Origin of the sequence: Kitasatospora atroaurantiaca (assembly GCF_007828955.1) — a bacterium.
Classification (GTDB): Bacteria; Actinomycetota; Actinomycetes; order Streptomycetales; family Streptomycetaceae; genus Kitasatospora; species Kitasatospora atroaurantiaca.
Map to the genome: position 1 here is coordinate 854,515 of NZ_VIVR01000001.1, position 25,618 is coordinate 880,132.

Consider the following 25,618-nt stretch of genomic DNA (forward strand, 5'->3'; position numbering starts at 1 on the left):
GGGCACACGACCTGACGGGAGCCCCTCCGATGATGACCAACGGGCGGCGATACGTACGCGCCCACCCGCGCGCCGTCGACGCGGCGTTGGCCCTGCTGCTGTTCGCCAACTCCATCCCCGGCAGTATGCTCACCGATCCGAGCTCCCCCCGCCCGACCTGGTGGCCCGCCGTTCTGTGCGCGGGAGTCGCCTGTACGGCCCTGATGTGGCGCCGCAGCCACCCTCGCACCACCCTCGTGCTGACCACCGCCTGCGCCATGACCGTGGCAGCCCTGGGCTATCTGCCCACCGTTCTGCTCATCGCACCGGTCATGGCCGCGATCTACGCGGTGGCCGACCGCACCGACTGGAGGACCACGCGCGTCTACGTCCCCGTCACCGTCGCCCTGCTGGTGTCCACGGCACTGCTCGCCGGCCCTCGTGACCGTTCGGTGGACCTCGAGGCCATCGGCCCCGCCGTCTGGCTGCTGCTGCCCGCCGCCCTCGGCGTGGTCAGCCGGCTGCGGCGCGCCTACCTGGAGTCCGTGCAGGCCCGCGCCGAGCACGCCGAGCGAACCCGCGAGGAGGAGGCCCGGCACCGGGTCGTCGAGGAGCGCCTGCGCATCGCCCGCGAGCTGCACGACGTCGTCGCCCACCACCTCGCCCTGGCCAACGCCCAGGCCAACGCGGCCGCGCACCTGATGCGCACCCAGCCCGAGCAGACGCAGAAGATCCTGGACGACCTGACCGGCACCACCTCCGCGGCGCTGCGCGAACTCAAGGCCACCGTCGGCCTCATGCGCCGGGCGGACGACCCTGACGCACCGCTGGAGCCGGCCCCCGGCCTCGCGCAACTGCCCGACCTGGCCGCCTCGTTCGACTCGGCCGGGCTCAAGGTCACCGTCGTCACCGAGGGAGAGCCGGAGCCCCTGTCCCCGGGGGTGGATCTGACGGCGTACCGCATCGTGCAGGAAGCCCTGACCAACGTCGCCAAGCACGCTGCCACGCAGGCGGCCCTCGTGCGGCTCGCGTACACGCGCGACCGGCTGAGCATCACCGTCACCAACGACGGGGACGGCGCCTCACCCTCCGCTTCGGCCGGTCCCGGCTACGGCCTCCTCGGCATGCGCGAGCGCGCCCTCTCCGTCGGCGGCCGCCTCCGCGCGGGGCGGCGCCCTGCGGGCGGCTTCGAGGTCTCCACCGAGCTGCCGCTCCACCCCCACACCCCGAAAGAGGACCGCCTCACATGACCATCCGCGTCCTGCTCGCCGACGACCAGGCCCTGCTGCGCGCGACCTTCCGGATGCTGATCGACTCCTGCGACGACCTGGAGGTGGTCGGCGAGGCGGCCGACGGGAAGGAGGCGGTCGAACTCACCCGCGCCCACCGCCCCGACGTCGTCGTCATGGACATCCGCATGCCCGGCACGGACGGGCTGTCCGCCACCGCCGCGATCTGCGACGACCCGGCCCTGTCCGCCACCCACGTCCTCATCCTCACCACGTTCGAGATCGACGAGTACGTCGCCCGGGCACTGCGCGCCGGAGCAAGCGGGTTCCTCGGCAAGGACGTCGGGGCCGACGAGCTCCTCACCGGCATCCGTACGGTCGCCTCCGGCGACGCGCTCCTCTCCCCCCAGGCCACCCGGGTGGTGATCACCCGCTTCCTCGCCACCCCCGAACCCGGCGACCGGCCCGCATCACTCGACCGCCTCGACGACCTCACCGCCCGAGAACGGGAGGTGATGGCGCTGGCCGCCGAGGGGCACTCCAACACCGAGATCGCCGAGAGGCTCTTCCTCAGCCCCCTGACCGTTCGCACCCACATCCACCACGCCATGACCAAGCTCGACGCCCGCGACCGGGCTCAACTGGTCGTCATCGCCTACCAGTCCGGCCTCGTTCGGCCCACGCCGCCGCAGTGACGCTCTGTCAGGTGGCTTGCGGAGACCGGGCGGAGGCGGCGCGGCCGCCGGACCTCACTCGTCGAGCGCTTCGGGGTCGAAGGTGGTGTGCATGGCCGCCTCCTCCGCCGATGCCGCGCCACCGGAGATCCCGACGTCCTCCGCGATCGTGTCGCTGAACGCACCGGCGGCCACGATCAGCCGACCGCTCCGGGTCTCGCCGGCCTCCATGTCGATCAGTTCCGCGTCCGTGCCGTAGGTGTCGCCGATCCCGTCGCCCTCGGGCGCCGCGACCTCCGGCAGCTCCGCCGCCAGCCGCCGGTCGAAGCTCTCGCGATCATGCTGCTCGGCTGCGGTGACCCCGTGGCGTTCCACGGCGAGCGGCCGCTCCGGGGGCGCGTAGCCCTCGTCGAGCGCCGACTCGAGGCCTCGGTTCTCCAGGGTGTCCTCCGGCTCCAGAGGCCCGATGTCGTCCTGTACCTCGGAGCCGTCGGGCTGGTAAACCTGGTCGCCCATCAACTCTTCGTCCGACATGAGGTTCTCCTTCGCTGGCCACGGCCCCTCCACCTGGCCGAGGTGTCCACCGCTCGCCGTGAAGGCAAGGGCCCGGCGGCGACCACCCCTGCAATGGGGGGTCACTCCCAGGGTCCCACGCGGTGATCCGCTCCGCAGGCGGTGCCTCTCCGTAACAGCGGTCACGGGCCGCTCCGCAGCAGCGGTCACCGGCCTCCGCGTGGCCGCGGCCACGGCCCTGCGGAGGCCGGCGGTGCACTGGCGACGAGGGGTTCGGCAGCGCTGCTCCTCACGCTAGGAGCCCGTCCCGGGCCCGGGAAGCGTGGCGCGGCCTGGCGAAGCGGGGGTGGCGCGGGCGAGTCGGCGGGTACGTGCACCCGTCCGCGCACCTGATCGGACCCGGGCGGCGTGTTGGTGCCGGAGCGACTGCGAGCTGTGATCGGCTTGGAGCGGTGGTGCCGACCGCAGACCCGCAGGAGGAGAGCCATGACCGCGATGACCACGGATGCCCACCCCGGGCCGCTGCGCGTGCTGGTCTTCGGCGCGTCCCTGCGGACCGACTCGGTCAACGCCAGGCTCGCCTCACTGGTGGCCCGGCTCTTCGCCGAGGCCGACGCCGAGACCGACCTCGCCGGCATGGGCGACTTCGAGATGCCCCTCTACAACGGCGATGTCGAGCTCGACCAGGGACTTCCGCAGGGCGCCCTCGAGCTGCGCGACCGGATCGAGCGGTGCGACGGCTTCGTGATCTCCTCCCCGGAGTACAACGCGTCCGTGCCGGGGGTTCTGAAGAACGCGATCGACTGGGTCTCCCGCGTCCGCCCGCAACCCTTCAAGGACAAGAACGCCATGCTGGTCTCCGCGTCGCCCTCCCTGGTCGGCGGCAACCGCGGGCTCTGGGCTCTGCGGGTGCCCCTGGAGCATCTCGGTACCCGGGTCTACCCCGACATGTTCAGCCTGGCCAACGCCTACCAGGGCTTCACCGACGGCGGCCACCTCTCCGACGCCGTCCTCCAGCAGCGCCTGTCCGAGACCGTCACGTCCTTCCTCCGCCTGGTGGAGGCCGACGTACGCTACGTCGTCCTGCAGCGCCGCTGGTACGAGTTCCTCGCCGACTGCACCGATGCGCCGATCACCCAGAGGGCGCAGGACTGACACCCGTACGGGCGATGTGCCGGGTGTCCTACCGACCGGTCTGCTGCGCGGCCTGCTGCAGCGCATCGAGTGCCTTCCTCGGGTCCGTGACGGCGCTGCCGATCCGGGTCTTGATCTGTGCGGAGACGGCGGGCCAGCTCGGGTCGCTGAGCGGATAGAAGGTGGCGGTGGGCAGGATCTGCAGGAACGGCTGCAGGGCCTTCTCCTCGGGGTCGCTCTGCAGGGCGGCCAGAGCCGACTGGGTCACCGGCATCAGGTCGTACTCCTTGTCGAACTTCACCGTGTTGTCCGTGCGGTAGGCGAAGTCGAGGAAGGCCTTGATCTGGTCCCGGTGGCCGCCCTTCTTGAAGGCCATCACCCAGTCGGCGACGCCGAGCGTGGTCCTGGTGGTGCCGTCCCTGCTGGGCATGGCGGTCCAGGTGACGTCCATGGTCCTGAGGTCGGCCAGCTGCCCGGGGAAGCCGTTGAGCATGCCGACCTTGCCGGAGGCGAAGTCCTTGGTGAGGTCGGTGCGGTTGACGGCGGCGGGGCTCTTCTCGGTGAGTCCGGCGTCGACCCAGCTCTTGAGCCGGGTGAAGGTGTCGACGTTGGCCTTGGAGTTGATGGTGTAGTGGCCGTCGAGGCTCTGGTAGCCGCCGTGGTTCTCCAGCATCCAGATGAAGGCCTCGGCCTGGGCCTCCTCCTTGCCGAGCGGGACGCCGAGCGGGATCTCCACGCCCGCGTTCTTGAGCGCGGTGGCGGCGGCGGTGAGGTCGTCCCAGGTCTTCGGGGGCTTGGCCGGGTCGAGACCGGCCTTCTTGAAGAGGGCGTTGTTGATCAGGAACATCCGGGCGCTGGAGACGAACGGGACGCCGTACTGCGTGCCGTCCTGCTCGCCGGCTCTGGCCATCGCGGGGATGAAGTCGAGCGCGGTGGGGCCGGACAGCACGTCCTGGGCCGGGTAGAGCAGGCCGTTCCTGGCGAAGTCGGCGTAGCCGCCGGTCTGCAGGATGTCCGGCTGGTCGCCGTTCTGCACCATGGTCCTGACCTGGGCGTCGAGGTCGTTCCAATCGATCACCTGCAGGTCGACCTTGACCTTGGGGTGCTGCTGCTCGAACGCCGAGATCACGCCCTGCCAGTACGCCCGGGTCGGGTTCTGGCCGTTCGACCCGTAGTCCGCCGCGACGAACCTGATGGTGGTGACACCGCCGGCCGAGGAGCCGCCGGCGCCGGCGCCGCACGCCGAGAGTGCGAGCGCGCCGGCCACACAGACGGCCGGGAGGACGAGGAAGCGCGGGTTCATCGCGGGGTACCGCCTTTGCACGGGAGGCGAGTGAAGAGGGCGCAGATCTGCGCAAAGATGATTGATTCTCTGCGTTCTGCTCAAGTTTGAACGCTTCGGTGGTGAGAGTGTGCCCCCATCAGGAGTTCGCAGGCCAGTCCGCGTTACCGAAGTGTTGCCATCGGCGGGCCTGGCGCAGGGCATGGCTGCACATGTCTTGACGCGACCCCGGCGAAGACCCGAAGCTGTGCCGCGAGTGATTGAAGTTGCTTGATCGATGGTCGATTAGCGCAGAATCAATCAGAGGCGGAAGGAAGCCCCACCGTGACCAAGCGCATCCTGTACCGGACTACGCCGCTCCTCCTGAGCACCGTCCTGCTCGCCGCCGGCTCCGCCCTCAGCGCGGCCCCGGCCGTCGCGAACGACGGCGAGAGCCAGTCGGCCGCCAACTACTCGTCCGCGGCGACCCCGAGCGGGCCGATCGCCCAGCTCCCGCCGATGGGCTTCAACAACTGGTCGCGCTCGACCTGTGCACCGCAGGCGCCGCTCGACGGCTCCAACCGGCTCGCCTACTCGTTCCAGCAGTACATGCAGGACAACGCCAAGGGCCTGTACGACACCGGCCTGATCGCGGCGGGGTACAAGACCATCACCGTCGACGACTGCTGGATGTACCGCAACAGCTCCGGCTACCTGCACGGCGCGCTCAACTGGGGCGGCGCCACGGATGTCCGCGACACCACCCGGCAGCCGGGCTTCGACCACGAGCTGACCGCCTACGGCGACTACCTGCACAGCCTCGGCGCCAAGTTCGGCATCTACGAGACCTCCGGCACCCACACCTGCAGCACCGCGACGCCGACCGCGCCGAACCTGCCCAACGGCAGCGAGTACTACGAGCAGAACGACGCGAACTCCTTCGTCTACTGGGGCGTTGACGCTCTCAAGTACGACAACTGCGGCCAGCAGGAGCCGATGCAGACGCTGGACGCCCGCATGGCGAACGACCTGAGGACGGCCGTCACCAACGCCGCGAACTCCGGCAACGCGACGCCGAACGTCATGTTCAACATCTCCGCTCCGGCCGCCTACGCGAACGGGTCGACCAAGTTCGCGGTCATGAACTGGGTCCGCTCCCTCGGCCAGTTGTGGCGGGTCGGCCCCGACATCTGGAACTACGGCGACGGCAAGAACCCGTGGAACGTACCGCTGGCGGGCTACAACTTCGGCGCGTACCAGAGCTTCGACAACACCCTGGAGCTCTCCCGGTACCAGGGCCCGGGCAACTGGAACGACGCCGACATGCTGCTGATCGGTGACAACGGCATGACCACCGCCGAGGAGCGCAGCCAGATGTCGCTGTTCTCCGCGCTGGCCGCGCCGCTGGTGATCTCCACCGACGCCCGCAAGTTCGAGCCCTCGTACATCGCCTCGCACCCCGCCGAGGCCGCTCACCTCAACGCCTCGATCGGGATCCTGGGCAACTCCGAGGTCATCGCGGTGGACCAGGACCCGCTCGGAGCAGGTGGCTACCGGGTGGCGGGCGGAGCGGCCAACGCCGACGGCACCCCGGCCGCCACCAGCGGCTTCGACGTCGTCGTCAAGCCGCTCGCTGACGGCAGCCGGGCGGTCGTGGTGCTCAACAAGGGTGGTACGTCAGCCGGTTACACCCTCAACCTGTCGAGCATCGGCTTCAACACCTCCGGCTGCGGCTATACCGTGCGCGACCTGTGGGCGCACGCCACCAGCAGCTCGACCGGCAGCGTCCCGCTCACCATCGGTTCGCACGACAGCGCGATGCTCAAGGTCACCCCGCAGAACGGCTGTGGCGGTTTCACCCCGCGCGGCCAGATCACCGTCTCCCGTGACAACTGGGGCAAGGCCTCGCTCTGCCTGGACAACTACCAGTCCGGCACCGGCACCAACAACCCCGTCGACGTCTACCCCTGCTCCGGAACGTCCAACCAGCAGTGGCAGATGAACGGTGACGGTTCGGTCCAGCTGCTGCAGGCCGGTACGTCGAACCTCTGCCTCACCGCGCAGAGCGGACAGACGGCCGGGGTGATCAACGGCCAGCAGGGCCAGTGGGCCGGCGTCGCACCGTGCGGCTCGGCACCCGGCTACCAGACCTGGACCTACAACCGGGACGGCAACCTGAAGCTGGCCGGTACCGCCAAGTGCCTTGACGTCTACAGCGGGAAGACCACGACCAACGGCACACCCGTCGACCTGTACACCTGCGGCACCTCGCCGAACGCGATCCAGACCAACCAGGCCTGGGCAGCACCGTTCAGCACACCTCCGGGCGCCTGACGGCCCGCCCGACGACCGTCCGCGGTGGGCCCGACGGCCTCACCGCGGACGGTCGTCGTCACACGCAGAGCACGTCGACGCCCTGGCCGGCCAGTTGCTCGACCAGCTCGTCCGGCGCGTCCTTGTCGGTGACCAGGACCCCGATCTCGGCGACCGCGCACACCTGGGCAAAGGCGCGCTTGCCGAGCTTGGTGGAGTCGGCGACCACGATCACCTTGTCCGCCCTCTCGGCCATGGCGCGGTTGGCGCTGGCCTCACCCTCGTCATGGGTGGCGGCGCCGAACTTCGGGTCCACGGCGTTCACCCCGAGGATCGCGTAGTCCAGCGAGAGCCCCTGAAGCACCATAGTGGCCAACGGGCCTGTCAGCTCATAGGAGTTCGGGCGGGCGACTCCCCCGGTCACCACGGTCTTCACATAGGGCCGGACGGCCAGCTCATTGGCGATGTTGATGGCGTTGGTGACGACCGTCAGGGCCGTCCCGGAGGCGTGGTCGGCGAGGTCGGCCCGGGTCGCCAGCTCGCGCGCCACCTCCGAGGTTGTCGTCCCCCCGTTCAGGCCGACCACCGCCCCGGGCGGGACGAGCCCCGCCGCCGCCCGGGCGATCCGGTGCTTCTCGTCCGCCTGGCGCGCGGTCTTGTAACGCAGGGGCAGGTCGTACGCGACTCCGCTCAGCACCGCACCGCCACGGGTCCGGGTCAGCAGCTGCTGCCGGGCGAGCTCCTCCATGTCGCGGCGGACCGTAGCCGTGGAGACACCCAGCAGCTCGGCGGCCTCACCGACCTCGATCCGACCCTGGTTGCCCAGGATCTCGAGCAGCCGCGTCCACCGCTCGTGCGTGCTCATCACAACTCCTCAAATATCGCGCCGACACCGAGCGTATCGCGCGTAGACCGGGCGCAGCGATCTACGCACTGGTGCGCATTCGCGCTCGACAGCGCGGCGCACCCGCACCGATCGCAGCCCCGACACGGTGATCGAGAGCCGGCCGTCAAGGGCCGCTCAGTGCTGACGTTCTGACGCGGGCCCAGGTGACAGGTCGGCCTCCTTGCCGCCACCGGCGCGGTCCAGCGCGTCGAGCAGCACGTCACGCAGCCGCGCGATGTCCGAAGCCATGTCGATCGACGGGTCCAGCAGCCACTGCAGCTGCAGACCGTCGGTCGCGGCCAGCAGGACCCGGGCCGCCCAGTCGGCATCACAGGCCTGGCCGGCCGGGGAGGCGGGCTCGCCGGAAGGCCTCCCCGCGGCGACGGCACCGGCGATGCGCTGCCGCAGCACGCGGTACCGCTCGGCGAAGAAGTCGTGCGCCGGGTGCTCCGGCTCGGCGGCGGCCGCGGCCAGGTCGACGAAGAGCTTGACCAGACCGGGCGTCTCGGCGTTCTTGGCCAGCATCTCGGGACGCCAGAACGCCGCCTCCTCGCCGTACGTCTCGGCGGCGGCGATGTCGCGGGCCTCGAGCACGGCGGTGAGCAGGGCCTCGCGGCTGCCGAAGTGGTGCAGCACCCCCGCGTCCGTCAGGCCGACGCGCTCGGCGATGTCCCTGACCGACACGCCTCGGCTGCCCGCCTCCGCGTAGGCCGCCAGCGCCGCTTCGAGGATCAGCTTCCGCTTGGCGGCGCTCTTGGCGTACGGGCCACGGGGGCTTCGAGTGCTCACCGAAGAACTCTAGCCCCGCGAAGACCGCGACTCTAAAACCTCGCCTTACTAGGTTTTAAGATTTACCGTGGCAGGAGCGGGCGATGCCCGACCCTCCCCGCCCCACCCGAAAGGTTCCTGCGATGATCCTCCGCACCCGGGGGCTGCTGCTCTCCGAGAGCTTCCTCTTCGGCGCCTCGACCTCCGCCCACCAGACCGAGGGCGGCAACACCAACAGCGACTGGTGGCAGCTCGAACACGGCGACGGCCCGGTCAAGGAGCCGAGCGGCGACGCCGCCGACAGCTACCACCGCTGGCACGTCGACATGGACCTCCTGGCCGAGCTCGGCTTCACCGACTACCGCTTCAGCATCGAGTGGGCCCGGATCGAACCCGCCCCCGGCCGCTTCTCCCGGGCCGCGATCGCCCACTACCGGCGGATGGTCGAGGGCGCGCTCGAACGCGGCCTGCGCCCCATGGTGACACTGCATCACTTCACCGTGCCCCGCTGGTTCGCCGAGCAGGGCGGGTGGACCGCCGACGCGGCGGTCGACCGCTTCGCCCGGTACGTCGCCGCGACGGCGCCCGTCATCGACAGCGGTGTCCGGCACGTCTGCACCATCAACGGACCCAACCTGGTCGCCGCCCTCGGCGGCGCCACCGGGCCAGGCACCGGGATGCCGCCCCCGGCCGCGCTGCCGGTGCCCTGCCGGAAACTGACGGACGTCCTCATCCAGGCCCACCGGAGGGCCGTCGCCGTGATCAAGGACATCTCCCCGGAGATCCGGACCGGCTGGTCGGTTGCCAACCAGGTCCACCAGGCCCTGCCAGGCGCGGAGGACGTCACCGCCGCGTACCGGTACCCGCTCGAGGACGTCTTCCTGCAGGCGGCGCGCGACGACGACTGGGTCGGCGTCCAGGCCCACACCCGCACCCTGGTCGGCCCCGACGGGCCACTCCCCGCACCCCGGGAGGCCGAGCGCACGCTCAGCGGCTGGGAGTACTACCCGGCGGCGCTCGGGCACGCTCTGCGCCACACCGCCCGAGTGGTCGGCGACGTACCGCTGATCGTCACCGAGAACGGTGTCTCCACCGCCGACGACACCCGCAGGATCGACTACACCACCCAGGCGCTCCAGGACCTGGCGGCGGCCATCGCGGACGGCCTCGACATCCGTGGCTACTTCCACCGGAGCGCCCTGGACGCCTACGAATGGGGCTCGTACCGCCCCACCTTCGGCCTGATCGCCGTCGACCTGGAGACCTTCCTGCGGGCCCCCCGGCCGTCGGCTCGTTGGCTCGGCCGGATCGCCCGCAGCGGGGTGCTGCCCCTGGCCTGCCCGTAGCCGGATGTCCTCCGTGCCCGGGCGGCGGGCTCCGTCAGTAGTAGCCCTTCTCGCCGTCGAGAATCTCCCGGACGGCATCCACGTGACCGGCGTGCCGGGCGGTCTCCTCGATCATGTGGAACAGGATCCACCGCAGGCTCGCCGCAGAGGCGGGGAAGTCCGGGTGCCGGCCCACGTCGTCCAGTGCGTGGGCCTTGATGATCTCGTCCGACACGGCGCACTGGCGGTCGTACTCCTCGAGGAGCTGTGCGAGCGGGATGCCGTCGACCATCATGTCGGCGTCCTCGGGGCCGCCCTCGAACCGAGGCCCCACGGCCGGCCGGCCGAGCAGGATGACCTCGAACCAGAGGTGCTCGACCCAGCGCAGGTGGGAGACCACACCCGCCATCGTCATCCGGGGCGAGGCCGGAAGGACGGATCGGTGGGCATCCGCGTCCGACAGGTCCTCGCATTTCCAGTGAATGACCGCGCGCTGCATGTCGAGCCAGCCGAGAAGCTGGGTCCGCTCGTCGGCGCCGTACGGAGGGCGAATGCGAGGAGGGGTCATGAGCGCTGACGGTACCTCAGCCGAGCCTCACGTCGCACGGTGTTTTCGGCCGGTGACGGAGCGAGCGCGGTGAGGGAGGGCAGCCCCGGGCCGCCATCCGTGGGACTGCCGATCCGTGCCCGACGGAGCACACTGGAAGGACCCGTCGAGCGGACCGGTGATGAGGCTCACCGCAACCGCGGCATCTGCCATGGACGATCCCTGGTTGAGGGAGCCCGACCAGGAGACGTCATGCCCACGACCTTTCCCAGGACCCTCGCCGCACTGCGTGGATGCCGACGCGCGCTGCTGCGCCGGTCGCGCGCCCACGAGGCACCACCCCGCCCCACCCGCGAGGAACAGCTGGAGGCCCTCCTCGAGGTCCTCGACGACGCGGTGGCGGCCCAGCCGCTCGCCGACCAGGTGGTCGCGGCATGCGGGGCGTACGGCCCGGTGCCCGGCTCGCTCGCCCAGGACGGCGGTTGGCAGCTCATCACCTTCAACCACCTGGCCTTCCGGCTCGGCGAGCTCAGCCTCGACGGCGAGCTCGCTCAGGTGCGCGAACGCGCCTCGCGGCTGCTGGCGTACGACCTGTGGATGATCCACGAGTCGCTCAGGCTCGCCTTCGCCTCGCAGCGGGACAACGAGCGCGTCGAGGCCGCCCGTCTGCGGGTGAACGGCCTGGGTGCCCCGGCCGACGCCCTGCGGAGACTGCGTGACGACGTCAGACACCAGGGCGGCAGTGCCACGCTCGCCCGGTCTCCCGAACGCCAGGAGAGCCGCGCGGCCGATCCGGAGTGAGGTGGCACCGGTGTCACCGCCCGCTACGGGCGGCTTCGACCTCGAGCTCCACCACCCGTGCCCGCAGCTCGAAGACCCGCCGCACCCCGGCCGGGGTCAGCCCCTCGCCCACCGGGAACCCCCGCACGGGGGTGTCCGGCCCGTACCCGTGGGCCGGTGGCTCACTCGAACACCTGTCGCATCTCGAGTACGCGCAGTCCGAGCGACTGGAACCGGACCAGCAGCCCGTACAGATGAGCCTCGTCGATGATCCTGCCGACGAACAGGGTCTGGTCCGGCAGGGCGGAACGGTCGAGCTCCGGGAAGGCCTCGGCAAGTGCCTCGGACACGACGCCGGTGACGCGGAATTCGTAGCGCATGACGGCGGTACCCCGGTTTCCCTTGGGGCGGAAGGCTGATACGTAGCAGCCTTCTCCTCCGCCCGGTCCCCGGCATCGCCCGCTTCGGGCGATCTGCGCCGGTGCGCCGTCACATCATGCCGAGGTCCCGCGCGCGGCGGACCGCCTCGCTGCGGCGGGTGACGGAGAGCTTGCGGTAGATGCTCTTCAGGTGTGTCTTGACCGTGTTGGCGGACAGATAGAGGTTCGCCGCTATCTCCTCCGTGGTGAGCATCTGCGCGGCCTCTCGCAGCACCTCGCTCTCCCGCTCACTGAGCGCCTCGACCAGCAGCGGCAGCTGCTCGTGCGCTCCCGTCCGCTTACCCGCCCCCGGAAGCCAGCTGTGCGCTCTCGCCAGCTGGGGCTCGCGACGGACCACCTCTCGTAACCACGGACCGCTCTCGGTGAACACCCGCCGCAGCTCCTCCGGCCTGGCCAGGACGAGCGCCTCGCGCAGCAGGCGGCAGGCCTCGTCCGGGTCGCCGCTCCCGGCGACGGCCTCGGCCCGCAGCAGGCATGCCCGTACCCGCCACGCCTCCGAGGCCTCCGCGCCCGCCGAGGCCGGATCGTCGGCGGGCAGGCCGGCCAGCATGTCCAGCGCACGCTCCGGCTGACCTCCCGCCACCAGCGCCCGCGCCGTGGCCACGGTGTGCTCGGGCCGGTCGGAAGCCCCGAGGTCGAGCACGTCCAGGGCGGCCGCCGCGTCGCCGTGCGCCAGATGTACGGCCGACCCGGCGATCGCCAGCTCGTCCGCCGCCCAGTCGGGCAGACACCGCGCGGAGGTGGAGCCCGCCTTCCCCAGCAGGGCGAGCGCGCCCTCCCGGTCGCCTGCGGCGGTCGCCAGCCGCGCCCCGATCACGGCGGACTCCACCGCCGCGACGGGCTGCGGGAAGGTGCCGGCGGCGGCCGTCGCCAGGGTGAGTTCGGCGCGGGCGGTCTCCAGGTCGTCGTGCTCGGTGGCCACGCCCGCCAGGACCAGATGGCCGAGCCCGGAGCGGCGCTCCGGTGGCAGCGCGGACCGCTCGGCGGCGGTGAGTGACCATCGCGCGTGCTGCTCCGCCCTGCGGAGCCGGCCCTGCAACAGCTCGACCATCGCCAGCGACCCCAGGGCATCGGTGAGCGGACACTCCAGCCCCGGCTGCCCGCACGCCTCGACCGCGGCGAGCAGGCGGCGTTCCGCGTCATCGAGCCGGCCGGCTCCGAGCTCGGCCGCACCGAGGCCGGTCATCAGCATGGCCGGGATCTCCGGATGCTCGTCGAGGCGCCGTTGGGGTACGTCCGGCAGCAGGCGGTCGGCCTCCCCGGCCTCCCGGCCGGCTTCCTCCGGATCGCCGGCCAGCCCGGCGGCGAGCATGCCCACGAAAGCCCGGCAGAGCCGCAGGGCCGGGCCTGCCGGCTCGAGGTGCTCGTCGGCGAGGCGCAGATCGGCTGCGCAGCCGTCGAGGTCGTGGTCGGCGAGCCGGCCGGCTGCCCTGACCAGGGCGGGAGCCGGGCCGTCCAGATCCTCGGGCATGGCCGAGAACGTCCGGCGCAGCTGTTCCGTGTCCAGGCCGGTGAAGAGCCGGCCGATCGCCAGATCATCGACCAGGTGCCCTGCCGCGAACCGCCAGTCACCCGCCTCCGCGGCCTGCGCCACGGCGTCGGTGAGCCGGCCCGCCTCGGCGAACCAGCGTGCGGCCCGAGCCCTCAGCTCGGGCTCCAGCCCGGGCCTGCGGTGCCGCAGATGCGCGTGCAACACCTCGGCGAACAGGGGATGCAGCCGGTACCAGTCCGAGCCGTCCAGCCGTTCCAGGAAGGCGTTGGCGTGGGCGAGGTCGGCCAGGGCCCAGTCGGCGTCCTGACGGCCCGTCAGCACGTCGGCCAGGTCGGGGTGGATGCGGTCGGCGATGGAGGCCCGCAGCAGCAGCTCCTGCAGGGGCAGGGGCTGGGCGTCGAGCACCTCCGTGATCAGGTAGTCGGCGATCGTGGTGCGGTCGGTGGCGAACTGCCGGGCGAAGGTCTCCGGGTCGGCGCTCTGCTGCATGGCCAGGGCGACCAGGCGCAGGCCCGCCGCCCAGCCGTCGGTCCGTGCGGCCAACAGCCCGATCCCCTCCTCCGAGACCTCCAGTCCGTGTTCCTTGAGCAGCAGCGCGCTCTCCTCGCCGGTGAACCTCAGGTCCGCGTTCCTGATCTCGGTGATCGCACCGGAGGCCCGGTAGAGGTGCAGCGGCAGCATGGGCTCGGTCCGGCTGGTGAGCACGAGACGGAGACCACCGCAGGCGTGCCTCAGGACGAAGTCCAGTCCCTCGGCCGTCTCCTGGGAGGGGACGGCGTCCAGCCGGTCCAGCACCAGGACGACCGGTTCGGGTGACGCCGCCAGAGCCTCGGCCAGATGGACGAGCAGCGATCGGTCCACCCCCTCGGCCCGCGCGGGGCGGCCCACCCTGGCCGGCAGGCGTACGCCGCTGCGGTGGAGCCCCTCGATGACGTAGGCCCAGAAGGCGCCCGGAGCGTCGCCGGGCTCCAGGGTGAGCCAGACGACCGGGCCGGGAGCCCGGCTCTCGGAGAGCCAGTGGGTGACGAGGACCGTCTTTCCCGCTCCCGCCGGACCGTTGACCAGGGTGAGCAGGGTGAGCGGGTCCTGCAGTCCTGCCGTCAGGCGTTCCAGCAGGGCCGGACGGCGGATGAGGATCTTCGGCAGCGCCGGGACGGCGAGCCTGGCGGCCAGCATCGGGTCGTCGGCGGGCGAGGGGCCCCGGTACTGCGAGGAGTCGGACGAGTCCGTCACCGGAGGGTTCTGCATGAGGTCACCGGATTCACGGGAGGCTTCATGATCAGGCCACCCCTCCACTCAACCGCCGCAGCCCGGTGATCACCAGTTGCGGCCGTCCGCCCGACGACGCGTCTCACCCGATACGGGTGGTGCACCGGGACGGGCGGCGCGGTCACCGTGGAATCACCATCACGTGCCCACGAGCCGACCGCAGGAGACAACCGAAGGAGGCCGACGGTGGAGATCGCACTGCAACATCTGGCATCGGACTATCCGCTGCTCAACGCGTTCTGGACGATGTGCTGGTTCTTCCTCTGGATCCTCTGGTTCATGCTGCTGTTCCGGATCATCGTCGACATCTTCCGCGACTCCGCGCTGAACGGCTGGGGCAAGGCCGGCTGGCTGGTCTTCGTCGTCATCCTGCCCTTCCTCGGGGTCTTCGTGTACCTGATCGCCCGGGGCTCGGGCATGGGCGAACGTGACCTGCGCCAGGCACAGAAGAGCGAGGAGGCGTTCCGCTCCTACGTACGGGAGGCCGCCGGCCCGCCCAGCACCACGGATGAGCTGGCACGCCTCGCCGAACTGAAGGCGAGCGGCCACATCACCGACGAGGAGTACGAGCGCGCCAAGGCCAAGATTCTGGCCTGAGAGGACAAGCTCCGGCCGGTCCCCGCCCTTCCTGGGGCGGGGACCGGCCGGGGCGTGTGCCGCGGGGTCGTCAGCGGGCGCCGGCGGTGTGCCGGGCCGGGCGGTCGGGCCGGGTACGCCGGGAGGGGGCCCGGCGCCGGGTGCGCGGGGCGCCGGCGGGGCCGAGCAGGGCCTGCCGTTCGTCCTCGGTCAGGCCGCCCCACACGCCGTACCGCTCGCGCGCCGCAAGGGCGTACTGGAGGCACTGGGCGCGGACCGGGCACCCGGCGCAGATCCGCTTGGCGGCTTCCTCGCGCTCGTCGTGCGGGCCGCCGCGTTCGCCGGGCGGGTGGAAGAAGAGACTGCTGTCCACGCCGCGGCAGGCGGCGTCGAGCTGCCAGTCCCAGAAGCGCTCGAACGGGCCGGGCAGGCGCGATATCTCGGACATCGGCAGGCACCCTTTCGGGGTCGGTGCACGGGTGGGCATGGCCTGCGGCTGCCCCCGTTCCCGCGGCCTAACCGGCCTTTCGCCTCACTCGAGGCCGGACCGCAGGGTCGCCAGGGCCCGGGAGAGCAGGCGGGAGACGTGCATCTGGGAGATGCCCAGGCGCTCGGCGATCTGGGACTGGGTCAGGTCGTCGGAGAAGCGCAGCGAGAGGATGGTCCGGTCCCGCTCGGGCAGCGCGGCGATGAGCGGCTTGAGGTCCTGCAGGTACTCGGCCTTCTCGATCCCGGGGTCATCGGCGCCGAGGCGCTCGCCCAGGCTGCCTTCGCGGGAGTCCAGCTCGAGCTGCAGGTCGAGCGAGCCCACCGTGCGGCCGTTCGAGGCCACCATGCCCTCGGCGACCTCCTGCTCGCTGAGCTGCAGATGCTCGGCGAGCTCCGCGACCGAGGGGGTGTGCTCCAGCTCCTGCTCCAGCTCGTCACCGGCCTTGGCCAGCGCGAGGTGGAGCTCCTGAAGGCGCCGGGGCACGTGGACCGCCCAGGTGGTGTCACGGAAGTAGCGCTTGATCTCGCCGCAGATGGTCGGCAGCGCAAAGGTGGTGAACTCCAGCCCCCGCTCGGGGTCGAACCGGTCGATGGCCTTGATCAGCCCGATCGTGCCGACCTGGACGATGTCCTCCATGGACTCGTGGCTGTGGCCGAAGCGGCGCGCGGCGAACTTCACCAGCGAGAGGTTCAGCTCGATGAGGGTCCCGCGCACGTACGAGTAGGCCGCCGAGCCCTCTTCCAGCAGCCGCAGCCGGTCGAAGAGCGCCCTCGAGAGTGCCTTGGCCTCCTCGCAGTCGACGGCTGTGGGGTCCTGGATCTCCGGCAGGGCTTCACTGAGCGCGGCCATGACGAATTTCCTCCCTCGAGTCGTCACCGATGTGCTTCTGGCCCCTACCCAGGATCAATCCTGCAAACCGGGATGAGTGGGACAGATCCGTCGTCCGAGGGTCAGCGGCTACGCGAGGAGGGCTCCGAGAGGGCGGCAGCCAGCCGGGCGGTGCCGACCTCGAACCACACCGCCTTCCCGTGGTCGCGGTCCTCCGTGCCCCAGCGGTCGGACAGCCGCTGCACGATGTGGAGCCCGTGCCCGCCCGGAGCCCCCTGCCGTTGCGGTACCCGGGGGTCGGGGGCCCTCGGGTCGGCGTCCAGAACCTCGACCCGCAGCACCCGGTCGGACACCGTGATCACCATCTCCGTGGGACCGCCGGCGTGAAGGCAGGCGTTGGACAGGACCTCCGAGGCGATCAGCAGTACGTCGTCCACGGCGTCCTGCCCGAACGGGTCCGGCCGGCCTGGGAGGAATCCCCAGTCGGACAGGACCTGCAGGGTGAACTCCCGGCCCAGCAGAACAGGCCTGGACGCACCGGAGAGCCGCAGACCGCGCCGGCGCGGCCGCCGGTGATGGAACCCGTCCGGGTGCGGACGTGAGTTGGTCATCGGTGTCACCTCTGTCCGATGCCTCACGCCTGCCCACACTGCCGAGGAGAACACCTGCCCGGACGGCGACCCCCTCGACGGCTCAGTCGTCGGCGCCCGGCCGCCGGAAGCCCGCCAGGATGCGCTCGGCGGCCAGGGTCGGGGTCAGGGCGCCGTCGCGTACCTGCTGTTCGACGGCGGGGACGATCCGGCGGACCTCGGGGTGTTCGCGCAGCTGGGCCAGGAGCTGGTCGTGGACCATCGCCCAGGTCCAGTCCACCTGCTGGTCACGCCGTCGGGCGGCGAGTGACCCGGTCGCCTCGAGGATCTGGCGGTGCTGGCGCAGGCGTTCCCACAGGGTGTCCAGGCCGGAGCCGTCGCGCCCGCTGCAGGTGAGCACCGGTGGCGTCCACGCGGCGTCCGGGGCCTGGAGCAGCCGCAGCGCTCCGGTCAGCTCCCGGGCCGCGGCGCGGGCGTCGAGCTCGTGCGGGCCGTCCGCCTTGTTGACGGCGACGATGTCGGCCAGCTCCAGGACGCCCTTCTTGATGCCCTGGAGCTGGTCGCCGGTCCGGGCCAGGGTGAGCAGCAGGAAGGAGTCCACCATGTTGGCGACCGTGGTCTCGGACTGCCCCACGCCCACCGTCTCGACCAGGACGACGTCGTAGCCGGCCGCCTCCATGACGACCATGCTCTCCCGGGTCGCCCGCGCCACGCCGCCGAGCGTGCCCGAGGTGGGTGAGGGCCGGACGAAGGCGTTCGGGTCGACGGCCAGCTTCTCCATCCTGGTCTTGTCGCCCAGGATGGAGCCGCCGGTCCTGCTGGAGGTCGGGTCGACGGCGAGGACCGCGACCCGGTGTCCGAGGCCGGTGAGCATGGTGCCCAGCGCCTCGATGAAGGTGGACTTGCCCACGCCGGGCACGCCCGTGATCCCGACCCGGACGGCCTGGCCCGAGTGCGGCAGCAGCTCGATCAGCAGCCGCTGGGCGAGCTCGCGGTGGTCGGGCCGGGTGGACTCCACGAGGGTGATGGCCCGCGCGATGAAGGCGCGCGAGCCGTCGAGGACACCCTTGACGTACTGGTCGAGGTCGATCGTCCGGGCCATCGGCTCAGTGGCTCACAGCTCGTGGCCGAGGTCCGCGGCGAGCGTCCTCAGCAGGTCGTGGGCGGCGTCCGGGATCACCGTGCCGGGCGGGAAGACGGCGGCGGCACCGGCCTCGTACAGGGCGTCGAAGTCCTGCGGAGGGATGACCCCGCCGACCACGATGGTGATGTCCTCGCGTCCGGCCTCGGCGAGTTCGGCGCGCAGCGCGGGCACCAGGGTGAGGTGGCCGGCCGCCAGCGAGGAGACGCCGACGATGTGGACGTCGGCCTCCACGGCCTGCCGGGCGACCTCCGCCGGGGTCTGGAACAGCGGGCCCACGTCCACCGTGAAGCCGAGGTCGGCGAAGGCGGTGGCGATCACCTTCTGCCCGCGGTCGTGCCCGTCCTGGCCCATCTTGGCGACCAGGATGCGCGGGCGGCGGCCCTCGGCCTCCTCGAATCGCTCGACCAGCTCGCGGGTGCGCCGGACGCCCTCCGACGGCCCTGCCTCGTCTCGGTACACACCGGAGATCGTACGGATCTGGCCGGAGTGCCGTCCGTAGACCTTCTCGAGTGCGTCGGAGATCTCACCGACCGTCGCCTTGGCCCGGGCCGCGTTCACGGCGAGGGCCAGCAGGTTGCCGTCCAGGCCGCCGCCGCGCTGCGGGCCGGCCTCGGCGGAGGCGGTGAGGGCGCGCAGGGCGTCCTGGCAGGCCGCCTCGTCGCGCTCGGCGCGCAGTCGGCGCAGCTTCTCGATCTGCTGGGCGCGGACGGAGGAGTTGTCGACCTTGAGGACGTCGATCTGCTCGTCGTTGGCGACCCGGTACTTGTTGACGCCGATCACCGGCTGACGGCCGGAGTCGATCCGGGCCTGGGTACGGGCCGCGGCCTCCTCCACGCGCAGCTTGGGGATGCCCGCGTCGATGGCCTTGGCCATGCCGCCGGCCGCCTCGACCTCCTGGATGTGCTGCCAGGCCCGCGCCGCCAGGTCGTGGGTGAGCTTCTCGACGTACGCACTGCCGCCCCAGGGGTCGATGACCCGGCAGGTGCCGGACTCCTGCTGGAGCATCAGCTGGGTGTTGCGCGCGATCCGGGCGGAGAAGTCGGTCGGCAGCGCCAGCGCCTCGTCGAGCGCGTTGGTGTGCAGCGACTGGGTGTGGCCCTGGGTGGCGGCCATCGCCTCGACGCAGGTGCGGGTGACGTTGTTGAAGACGTCCTGGGCGGTGAGCGACCAGCCGGAGGTCTGCGAATGGGTGCGCAGCGACAGCGACTTGGCGTTCTGCGGGTCGAACTGCTTGACCAGCTTGGCCCAGAGCAGCCGGGCCGCCCGCAGCTTGGCGATCTCCATGAAGAAGTTCATGCCGATCGCCCAGAAGAACGACAGCCGGGGTGCGAAGGCGTCCACGTCCATACCCGCGTCCAGCCCGGCGCGCAGGTACTCCACGCCGTCGGCCAGGGTGTAGGCCAGCTCCAGGTCGGCCGTGGCTCCGGCCTCCTGGATGTGGTAGCCCGAGATGGAGATGGAGTTGTAGCGCGGCATCTTCTGCGAGGTGTACGCGAAGATGTCGGAGATGATCCGCATCGACGGCTGCGGCGGGTAGATGTAGGTGTTGCGGACCATGAACTCCTTGAGGATGTCGTTCTGGATGGTCCCCGCCAGCTTCTCGGGCGGCACCCCCTGCTCCTCGGCCGCCACGATGTAGAGCGCCAGCACCGGCAGCACGGCGCCGTTCATGGTCATCGACACCGACATCTTGTCGAGCGGGATGCCGTCGAAGAGCTGGCGCATGTCGTAGATGGAGTCGATGGCCACGCCCGCCATGCCGACGTCGCCGGTGACGCGGGGGTGGTCGCTGTCGTACCCGCGGTGGGTCGGCAGGTCGAAGGCGACCGAGAGGCCCTTCTGACCGGCCGCCAGGTTGCGCCGGTAGAACGCGTTGGACTCCTCCGCCGTGGAGAAGCCCGCGTACTGACGCACCGTCCACGGCTGGTTGACGTACATGGTCGGGTACGGTCCGCGCAGGAACGGCGCGATGCCCGGGTGGGTGGCCAGGAAGTCCAGCCCGGCCAGGTCCTCGCCCGTGTACAGCGGCTTGACGCCGATGCCCTCGGGGGTGTCCCAGACCAGGTCCTCGACCTCCTTGCCGGTGGCCTGCTGCCAGGCCTCCCGCCAGTCGCCGCCGGTGGCCCCGGGGGCGTCGGCCCCGTCGAGGCCGATCTCCGAGAAGTCCGGGATCACTGCGCCACTCCGATCTCGTCGAGGACCGAGGAGAGGACCGCGACGGCGTCGCAGCCCGCGAAGACGAACTCGTCCACCCCGGCCTGCCGGTACGCCTCCTGCGGCTTGCCCGCCAGCAGTACCCGGCGTGCGCCGGCGCTCTTCAGCGCGGCGGTGACGGCCTCGCCGTGCTCCGCGTACAGCTGGTCGCTCGAGCACAGGCAGGCCAGGCTCGCTCCGCCGGCGGCGAAGGCCTCCGCCAGCGCGGCCGGATCGACGCCCTCGGCCGGGACGGTCTCGATGCCGCCCGCCTGGAACAGGTTGGCGGCGAAGGCGGACCGGGCCGTGTGCACGGCCGCAGGACCGATGGCCGCCAGGAAGATCCGCGGCCGCTCGCCCTCGCCGGCCAGGTGCGCGTCCGAGCGGGTACGGAGTGCCTCGAAGGCCTCCGCGCGGCGCACCCGGGGCAGACCGCCCGCGAGCGGGGCGGGCGCCGGCTCCCGTACCACCGGCTGCTCGGCGAGGTTGGGGAACTCGCTGACGCCGGTGATCGGCTCGCGGCGGCGCGCCAGATCGGCGGAGCGCTTCGCCCAGGTCTCGGCGATCCGCTCCTGGACAGCCCCGGAGCGCAGGGCGGCGGCCTGGCCGCCGGCCCGCTCGATCTCCTGGAACCACGCCCAGGCGGCCCGGGCCAGCTCCTCGGTCAGCTGCTCGACGTACCAGGAGCCGCCCGCCGGGTCGATGACCTTGGCCAGGTGCGACTCCTCCAGCAGGATCGCCTGGGTGTTGCGGGCGACCCGCCGGGCGAAGGCGTCCGGCAGGCCGAGCGCGCTGTCGAACGGGAGCACGGACACCGCGTCGGCGCCGCCGACACCGGCGGCCAGGCAGGCGACCGTGGTGCGCAGCATGTTCACCCACGGGTCGCGCTCGGTCATCATCACGGCGGAGGTCACCGCGTGCTGGCGCTGGGCCGCCGCCGTGCCGGGCGCGGCGCCCGCGACCTGGGCCACGCGGGCCCAGAGCCTGCGGGCCGCACGGAACTTGGCGATGGTGAGGAACTGGTCCTCGGTGGCCGCGTAGCGGAACTCCAGCTGCGCGCAGGCCACGTCGACGGACAGCCCCGCGGCGGTCAGCTCGCGCAGGTAGGCGACGCCGGTGGCGAGCGAGCAGCCGAGCTCCTGGGCCGGCGAGGCCCCGGCGTCGTGGAACGGGAGGGCGTCCACGGTCAGCGCCCGGATCCCCGGGTGGTCGCGGTCGCAGCGCACGGCGAGTGCGGCGGCGTCGGCGAGGTGCCGTGCGGTGTCCTCGTCCCGGCCGGTGCGGGCGAGCAGGCCCAGCGGGTCGGCGCCGAGGTTGCCCTGGGCGGCTCCGGCCGGGACCTCGCGCTCGGCGAGGACGGCGAGCAGCTGCTCGGCGGCGGCGGCGAACTCCGGGCCGGCGTCGAGGACGACGGGCGCCAGGTCGAGGTAGACGCCCTTGAGGACGTCCGGCAGCGCGGCGACCGGCAGACCGGTCCCGCCGACCGACAGCCAGAGCGAGGTGACACCGTTCTCCAGGTCGGCGAGCACCGCTTCGTTGCACTGCTGCGGATCCGGGTGCGCGTGCCGCTGGCGGACGTCCCAGCCGGAGACCGCGGACCCCTCCGCCCGGCTGCCCCGCACGAACGGCGGGAAGCCCGGATAGCCGGCTTCGGCCGCGGTGTCCTCGGCGGTGTACAGCGGGCGGACGCGAAGCCCGTCCTGGAGTGTGGTGGCGAGCGCGTCCTCTGCCTGCGCGCCGGTTACGTCCTGCGCGCCTGACTTGCGTAGGACGCCTTCGACAAGGCGCTGCCACTGCTCACGGGAGGAATCCGGGAACTCGGCGGCCAGGGGAAGCCCTTCGGGCGAGACCGTCATGGAGGAAGGTTAATGCCCGTTAGCAGGGTCGCAGCAGGCCCGGAGGGTGTGACCTTCCCCTCGCTGCACTCTGCGCCGCGTACAGTGCCCCGACGTCCCGGCCCACCTGGAGTGGCTCGGCTCGCGCGGGCGCTGACGAGACGTCGAGGGTGTGGTCACTCCGCTCGCTCACGCACCGCCGTGGTGGACGGACTCGAGGCGGGCCAGTTCGTCCTCCGAGAGCCGCAGCGCGCCGGCGGCGACATTGGCGGCCAGGTGGTCCGGGTTGCCGGTGCCGGGGATGGCCAGCACGTGCGGCCCGCGGTGCAGCGTCCACGCCAGCCGCACCTGGGCGGCCGTCGCGCCGTGGGCGCGGGCGACGGCGAGCACCTCTTCGCCGTCGGCGCCGCTCGCGCCGGCCTCGCGCCCGGCACCGGCGATGGCAAAGAACGGCACGAACGCGACCCCCTGCTCGCCGCAGGTCCGCAGGAACTCGTCGTACTCGGGTCGTACGCCGATGCCGTACTGGTTCTGTACGCAGACCACCGGCGCGATGGCCTGGGCCTCGGCGAGGTGCTCGGGGCTGACGTTGGAGATGCCCAGGTGGCGGATGAGCCCGGCGTCGCGCAGGTCGGCCAGCGCGCCGAAACGCTCGGCGATCGAAGCGGTGCCGAGGATGCGCAGGTTCACCACGTCGAGGTGGTCACGGCCGAGTTGGCGCAGGTTCTCCTCGACCTGGCCGCGCAGCTGCTCCGGGGTGGCATGGTCCAGCCAGTGACCCGACGGGTCGCGGCCCGGCCCGACCTTGGTGGTGATGACCAGATCATCCGGGTAGGGGGCCAGCGCTCGGTTGATCAGTTCGTTGGCGGAGCGCAGCGGCGAGAAGTAGAACGCGGCGGTGTCGATGTGGTTCACGCCGAGTTCGACGGCGCGGCGCAGCACGGTGATCGCCTGGTTGCGATCGCTCGGGGCGGCGTCGGCCCTCAGTGCCGTACCGATCTGCGGCAGGCGCATCGCGCCGAATCCGATCCGGTTGACCGTCAGGTCGCCGAGCTTCCAGGTACCCGCGGACTCCGCGGTGATTGTCTCCGAGGTCATGATCGCAGTCTGCCACACTCCTGCGGAGCACCCGGGTGGTGCAACTTGCCGAGCATGCAGTGCGGTTGGCGAAGCTGACGCTCCGCCACCACATCAACGGATCAGCGGGCGTCGCTGGCCGTGGCAGCCGGAGAGCACGAGCCGGCGGTGGTGTCGTGGTGTCCGGCCAGCCAGAAACCGGTGAGCAGGCCTGCGACCGCGAGGACCTTGTGCCGGTTCCGCTTCCACCAGGACGGTGATCCGGCGGCCATGAAGCGCAGTTGGGTGTAGTCCGGGTGTTCGCTCGGGGGTGCGTCCTTGAACAGTCCCATGTCGGGTGTACCTCCTGTCCCGTCAGGAAGCTCATGACCATACGCCCCGTCATGTCATGATCGCAGGCATTTAATCCCGTTTCATTCCGCTAGGCCTGACGCGAGGACGGGCCGAGCAGGATCGCGACGTCCCCCTCCTCCGGGAGTGGCGTGCTGCCGTCGATCACCGGTACGAGCGTGCCGTCCTTGCGCACCCGGAAGAGGAGGTCGTGCCCCTCCGGAATCCCGTCCGGCAGGGGCCACGCCACGATGCGGGACCCGTCCGCGTAGCGGCGGGCCAGCGCCGGTCTGGTCAGGTCGGCACCGAACAGGACCTCGCCGCCCGTGTAGGGGGCCACCACCCCGTGGCTGTCGCCGGGCGGCCCGAGACGGTAGACCGGACCCTCGATGGTGCCCTGCAGAATCGTTGCGGCGAGCGCATTGAAGTCGTCCTCCTCGGTGAGCAGGAGCACGGCGGTGATCCCCTCCAGCTCCGCGCCCTGTCCCGTGGCCGCCGCCAGCAGCTCGCCCGGAGCCAGCTCGAGCCCCGACTCCCTGATCCGCTCGCGCTCCTGCTCCAGGCCGGCCCACATCAGCACGTCCAGACCGCCGGACCTGAGAACCCGGCCCACGTCCACCACCCACCGGGCACCGCCGACCAGCAGCGGCAGCGAGCGGGCCTGGCGTCTGACGCCGAGTCGCCTGGCGGCGGGCACCGCCGTGAACCCGTACAGGCTCACGGTGGCGACGATGACCATGAAGGTGGCCGGCAGGATCTTCGAGGCCCCGCCGATGCCCTTGGCGACGAGGCCGGACGAGAAGGTCGAAGCGGTTGCCGCGGCCACGATGCCGCGCGGCGCCATCCACCCGACGAAGCCGCGCTCGCCCCGGCTGAGGTCCGTACCGGCCGTGGACACCACCGCGACCAGGGGTCTGGCGACGAGCACCAGGACGGCGACCAGCCCGAGCGCCGGGAGCACCACGTGACGCAGGGACTGCGGCGTGATGGTGGCCGAGATGGAGATGAACAGCAGCCCCAGGATCAGCTGGACCAGCGTCTCGAAGAAGGGATCCCTCGTCGGGAGGTCGAATCCCGGCATGTTGGCAACGGCCATGCCCATGACCACTGCGGCGATCAGCCCCGTGTCGTCCCGGAGCACATCGCAGACGGCGGCCGCGCCGATCACGGTGGCGAGCTGCACCGCGGTGGCGAGCGATTCGGGGAGCCGGAGCCTGCTGAGCAGCAGCCACAGCACTGCGATCCCCACGGCGCCGCCGGCCAGGCCCACCGCGGCGCTCTCGAGGAACTGCGTGGCGCGACTGCCGATGTGTCCGGTGGTGCTGTTGCTCGCGATGACGGTGTGGAAGACCAGGGCCCCCAGAATGGCGCCGATCGGGTCGATCAGCGAACCCTCCCAGGTGAGGATGCGCTGCAGCCGCTCGACCGGCCGGACGAAGTTGAGCAGCGGGCCCACGACCGTGGGCCCGGAGACGACGAGGATCGTTCCGAGCATCACCGCCGCGCTGCGCGACAGGTCGAGCAGCAGCCATGCGAAGAGGGTGGCGAACAGCCAGGTGATGACGACACCGAGCCACAGCAGTCTGACCACGACGCGTCGGGTGTGGCCCCTCAGGTGTTGGAGGTCGAGCCCGAGGCCGGCGTCGTAGAGGATCACCGCCACGGACAGCGAGACCAGCGGCGAGAAGGCCGGGCCCAGGAAGCGGTTGGGATCGAGGTCGTCGGTCAGCGCGCCCCCGATGAACCCGACCGGCAGCAGAATCACGAGCGCCGGGACCCGCAGTCGGCTCGCCAGCACCTGGGAGCCGACCGCGAGCACGATGGTCAGGCCGAGCCCGATGAGGATCTGGTCAGTCGACACGGCCGTCCCCTCCAGTGGCCGGGAGCAACACGATGAACACTCATCGTGACTGTGCTGGCACCGACCTGGAGAGTCAAGCAGGAC

General features: G+C 71.5%; 23 protein-coding genes. 7 read left to right on the forward strand and 16 right to left on the reverse strand.

The window, feature by feature from the left end:
* Window positions 1-29 precede the first annotated feature (29 nt).
* Together FB465_RS03895 and FB465_RS03900 are read left to right on the forward strand one after the other, a co-directional pair.
* Entirely contained in the window at window positions 30-1,229 is a 1,200-nt protein-coding gene (locus tag FB465_RS03895; RefSeq protein ID WP_145787608.1) for a sensor histidine kinase, read from the forward strand.
* Window positions 1,226-1,903: a response regulator transcription factor gene (locus FB465_RS03900; RefSeq protein ID WP_145787610.1), complete on the forward strand. Its 678-nt coding sequence runs from the start codon at window positions 1,226-1,228 to the stop codon at window positions 1,901-1,903. The genes FB465_RS03895 and FB465_RS03900 overlap by 4 nt, the downstream gene beginning before the upstream one ends.
* A 54-nt stretch (window positions 1,904-1,957) precedes the next feature.
* Here FB465_RS03900 and FB465_RS03905 read toward each other — a convergent pair whose 3' ends face one another.
* Window positions 1,958-2,416: a DUF5709 domain-containing protein gene (locus tag FB465_RS03905; RefSeq protein ID WP_145787612.1), complete on the reverse strand. Its 459-nt coding sequence runs from the start codon at window positions 2,414-2,416 to the stop codon at window positions 1,958-1,960.
* A 474-nt stretch (window positions 2,417-2,890) separates the two neighbouring features.
* Between FB465_RS03905 and FB465_RS03910 the strand changes: the two genes are divergently transcribed.
* Window positions 2,891-3,550, forward strand: coding sequence for an NADPH-dependent FMN reductase (locus FB465_RS03910; protein WP_145797114.1), 660 nt, complete (start codon window positions 2,891-2,893; stop codon window positions 3,548-3,550).
* Between the two features lie 28 nt (window positions 3,551-3,578).
* Here the strand turns inward: FB465_RS03910 and FB465_RS03915 are convergent, their stop codons facing one another.
* Window positions 3,579-4,832 (reverse strand): extracellular solute-binding protein, encoded by a 1,254-nt coding sequence (locus tag FB465_RS03915; protein ID WP_145787614.1) that lies wholly within the window; start codon window positions 4,830-4,832, stop codon window positions 3,579-3,581.
* A gap of 303 nt (window positions 4,833-5,135) precedes the next feature.
* Here FB465_RS03915 and FB465_RS03920 point away from each other — a divergent pair, with 303 nt between their 5' ends.
* On the forward strand, window positions 5,136-7,124 hold the full coding sequence (locus FB465_RS03920) for an alpha-galactosidase (protein ID WP_145787616.1): 1,989 nt from the start codon (window positions 5,136-5,138) through the stop codon (window positions 7,122-7,124).
* Between the two features lie 58 nt (window positions 7,125-7,182).
* Here FB465_RS03920 and FB465_RS03925 read toward each other — a convergent pair whose 3' ends face one another.
* Window positions 7,183-7,968, reverse strand: coding sequence for a DeoR/GlpR family DNA-binding transcription regulator (locus FB465_RS03925; protein ID WP_145787618.1), 786 nt, complete (start codon window positions 7,966-7,968; stop codon window positions 7,183-7,185).
* Window positions 7,969-8,124: 156 nt separating this feature from the next.
* Entirely contained in the window at window positions 8,125-8,778 is a 654-nt protein-coding gene (locus tag FB465_RS03930) for a TetR/AcrR family transcriptional regulator (RefSeq protein ID WP_145787620.1), read from the reverse strand.
* A 122-nt stretch (window positions 8,779-8,900) separates the two neighbouring features.
* Here FB465_RS03930 and FB465_RS03935 point away from each other — a divergent pair, with 122 nt between their 5' ends.
* Entirely contained in the window at window positions 8,901-10,103 is a 1,203-nt protein-coding gene (locus tag FB465_RS03935) for a glycoside hydrolase family 1 protein (protein WP_145787622.1), read from the forward strand.
* A 34-nt stretch (window positions 10,104-10,137) separates the two neighbouring features.
* Here FB465_RS03935 and FB465_RS03940 read toward each other — a convergent pair whose 3' ends face one another.
* Window positions 10,138-10,650, reverse strand: a complete 513-nt coding sequence (locus tag FB465_RS03940) for a DinB family protein (RefSeq protein ID WP_145787624.1) — start codon at window positions 10,648-10,650, stop codon at window positions 10,138-10,140.
* 231 nt (window positions 10,651-10,881) lie between these two features.
* On the opposite strand from FB465_RS03940, the gene FB465_RS03945 reads away from it, so the two are divergent.
* Window positions 10,882-11,430 (forward strand): YjbH domain-containing protein, encoded by a 549-nt coding sequence (locus FB465_RS03945; RefSeq protein ID WP_246192492.1) that lies wholly within the window; start codon window positions 10,882-10,884, stop codon window positions 11,428-11,430.
* A gap of 161 nt (window positions 11,431-11,591) precedes the next feature.
* Here FB465_RS03945 and FB465_RS03950 read toward each other — a convergent pair whose 3' ends face one another.
* Entirely contained in the window at window positions 11,592-11,789 is a 198-nt protein-coding gene (locus FB465_RS03950; protein ID WP_145787625.1) for a hypothetical protein, read from the reverse strand.
* 109 nt (window positions 11,790-11,898) lie between these two features.
* Window positions 11,899-14,589 (reverse strand): winged helix-turn-helix domain-containing protein, encoded by a 2,691-nt coding sequence (locus FB465_RS03955; protein WP_145787627.1) that lies wholly within the window; start codon window positions 14,587-14,589, stop codon window positions 11,899-11,901.
* Between the two features lie 267 nt (window positions 14,590-14,856).
* On the opposite strand from FB465_RS03955, the gene FB465_RS03960 reads away from it, so the two are divergent.
* Entirely contained in the window at window positions 14,857-15,207 is a 351-nt protein-coding gene (locus FB465_RS03960) for an SHOCT domain-containing protein (RefSeq protein WP_145797116.1), read from the forward strand.
* 70 nt (window positions 15,208-15,277) lie between these two features.
* On the opposite strand, the gene FB465_RS03965 is transcribed toward FB465_RS03960, so the two are convergent.
* The 9 genes from FB465_RS03965 to FB465_RS04005 all read right to left on the reverse strand — a co-directional run bounded on the left by FB465_RS03965 (window position 15,278) and on the right by FB465_RS04005 (window position 25,534).
* Window positions 15,278-15,634 (reverse strand): WhiB family transcriptional regulator, encoded by a 357-nt coding sequence (locus FB465_RS03965; protein ID WP_145787629.1) that lies wholly within the window; start codon window positions 15,632-15,634, stop codon window positions 15,278-15,280.
* An 84-nt stretch (window positions 15,635-15,718) separates the two neighbouring features.
* On the reverse strand, window positions 15,719-16,525 hold the full coding sequence (locus tag FB465_RS03970; protein WP_145787631.1) for a SigB/SigF/SigG family RNA polymerase sigma factor: 807 nt from the start codon (window positions 16,523-16,525) through the stop codon (window positions 15,719-15,721).
* Window positions 16,526-16,626: 101 nt separating this feature from the next.
* Complete coding sequence (locus FB465_RS03975) at window positions 16,627-17,115, reverse strand: ATP-binding protein (RefSeq protein WP_145787633.1); 489 nt, start codon at window positions 17,113-17,115, stop codon at window positions 16,627-16,629.
* A gap of 82 nt (window positions 17,116-17,197) precedes the next feature.
* Window positions 17,198-18,196 carry a methylmalonyl Co-A mutase-associated GTPase MeaB gene (gene meaB, locus FB465_RS03980; protein ID WP_145787634.1) on the reverse strand — a complete coding sequence of 333 codons (999 nt, stop codon included), beginning with the start codon at window positions 18,194-18,196 and terminating at the stop codon, window positions 17,198-17,200.
* A gap of 12 nt (window positions 18,197-18,208) precedes the next feature.
* A complete protein-coding gene (gene scpA / locus FB465_RS03985) occupies window positions 18,209-20,413 on the reverse strand; it encodes a methylmalonyl-CoA mutase (RefSeq protein ID WP_145787636.1) in 2,205 nt (734 codons plus the stop codon).
* The gene (mutA, locus tag FB465_RS03990) at window positions 20,410-22,287 is read right to left on the reverse strand and encodes a methylmalonyl-CoA mutase small subunit (protein WP_145787638.1); all 1,878 of its coding nucleotides are present in this window, start codon (window positions 22,285-22,287) and stop codon (window positions 20,410-20,412) included. Before mutA ends, scpA begins: the two co-directional genes overlap by 4 nt.
* A gap of 168 nt (window positions 22,288-22,455) precedes the next feature.
* Complete coding sequence (locus tag FB465_RS03995) at window positions 22,456-23,364, reverse strand: oxidoreductase (protein ID WP_145787641.1); 909 nt, start codon at window positions 23,362-23,364, stop codon at window positions 22,456-22,458.
* Between the two features lie 101 nt (window positions 23,365-23,465).
* Window positions 23,466-23,675, reverse strand: a complete 210-nt coding sequence (locus FB465_RS04000; RefSeq protein WP_145787643.1) for a hypothetical protein — start codon at window positions 23,673-23,675, stop codon at window positions 23,466-23,468.
* 89 nt (window positions 23,676-23,764) lie between these two features.
* A complete protein-coding gene (locus FB465_RS04005) occupies window positions 23,765-25,534 on the reverse strand; it encodes a cation:proton antiporter (RefSeq protein WP_145787645.1) in 1,770 nt (589 codons plus the stop codon).
* Window positions 25,535-25,618 lie beyond the last annotated feature (84 nt).

Coding starts and splice junctions, on each gene's coding strand:
- FB465_RS03895 (WP_145787608.1), top strand. CDS start 30: ATGATGACCAACGGGCGGCGATACGTACGCGCCCACCCGCGCGCCGTC.
- FB465_RS03900 (WP_145787610.1), top strand. CDS start 1,226: ATGACCATCCGCGTCCTGCTCGCCGACGACCAGGCCCTGCTGCGCGCG.
- FB465_RS03905 (WP_145787612.1), bottom strand. CDS start 2,416: ATGTCGGACGAAGAGTTGATGGGCGACCAGGTTTACCAGCCCGACGGC.
- FB465_RS03910 (WP_145797114.1), top strand. CDS start 2,891: ATGACCACGGATGCCCACCCCGGGCCGCTGCGCGTGCTGGTCTTCGGC.
- FB465_RS03915 (WP_145787614.1), bottom strand. CDS start 4,832: ATGAACCCGCGCTTCCTCGTCCTCCCGGCCGTCTGTGTGGCCGGCGCG.
- FB465_RS03925 (WP_145787618.1), bottom strand. CDS start 7,968: ATGAGCACGCACGAGCGGTGGACGCGGCTGCTCGAGATCCTGGGCAAC.
- FB465_RS03935 (WP_145787622.1), top strand. CDS start 8,901: ATGATCCTCCGCACCCGGGGGCTGCTGCTCTCCGAGAGCTTCCTCTTC.
- FB465_RS03940 (WP_145787624.1), bottom strand. CDS start 10,650: ATGACCCCTCCTCGCATTCGCCCTCCGTACGGCGCCGACGAGCGGACC.
- FB465_RS03945 (WP_246192492.1), top strand. CDS start 10,882: ATGCCCACGACCTTTCCCAGGACCCTCGCCGCACTGCGTGGATGCCGA.
- FB465_RS03950 (WP_145787625.1), bottom strand. CDS start 11,789: ATGCGCTACGAATTCCGCGTCACCGGCGTCGTGTCCGAGGCACTTGCC.
- FB465_RS03955 (WP_145787627.1), bottom strand. CDS start 14,589: ATGCAGAACCCTCCGGTGACGGACTCGTCCGACTCCTCGCAGTACCGG.
- FB465_RS03960 (WP_145797116.1), top strand. CDS start 14,857: ATGTGCTGGTTCTTCCTCTGGATCCTCTGGTTCATGCTGCTGTTCCGG.
- FB465_RS03965 (WP_145787629.1), bottom strand. CDS start 15,634: ATGTCCGAGATATCGCGCCTGCCCGGCCCGTTCGAGCGCTTCTGGGAC.
- FB465_RS03970 (WP_145787631.1), bottom strand. CDS start 16,525: ATGGCCGCGCTCAGTGAAGCCCTGCCGGAGATCCAGGACCCCACAGCC.
- FB465_RS03975 (WP_145787633.1), bottom strand. CDS start 17,115: ATGACCAACTCACGTCCGCACCCGGACGGGTTCCATCACCGGCGGCCG.
- meaB (WP_145787634.1), bottom strand. CDS start 18,196: ATGGCCCGGACGATCGACCTCGACCAGTACGTCAAGGGTGTCCTCGAC.
- mutA (WP_145787638.1), bottom strand. CDS start 22,287: ATGACGGTCTCGCCCGAAGGGCTTCCCCTGGCCGCCGAGTTCCCGGAT.
- FB465_RS03995 (WP_145787641.1), bottom strand. CDS start 23,364: ATGACCTCGGAGACAATCACCGCGGAGTCCGCGGGTACCTGGAAGCTC.
- FB465_RS04000 (WP_145787643.1), bottom strand. CDS start 23,675: ATGGGACTGTTCAAGGACGCACCCCCGAGCGAACACCCGGACTACACC.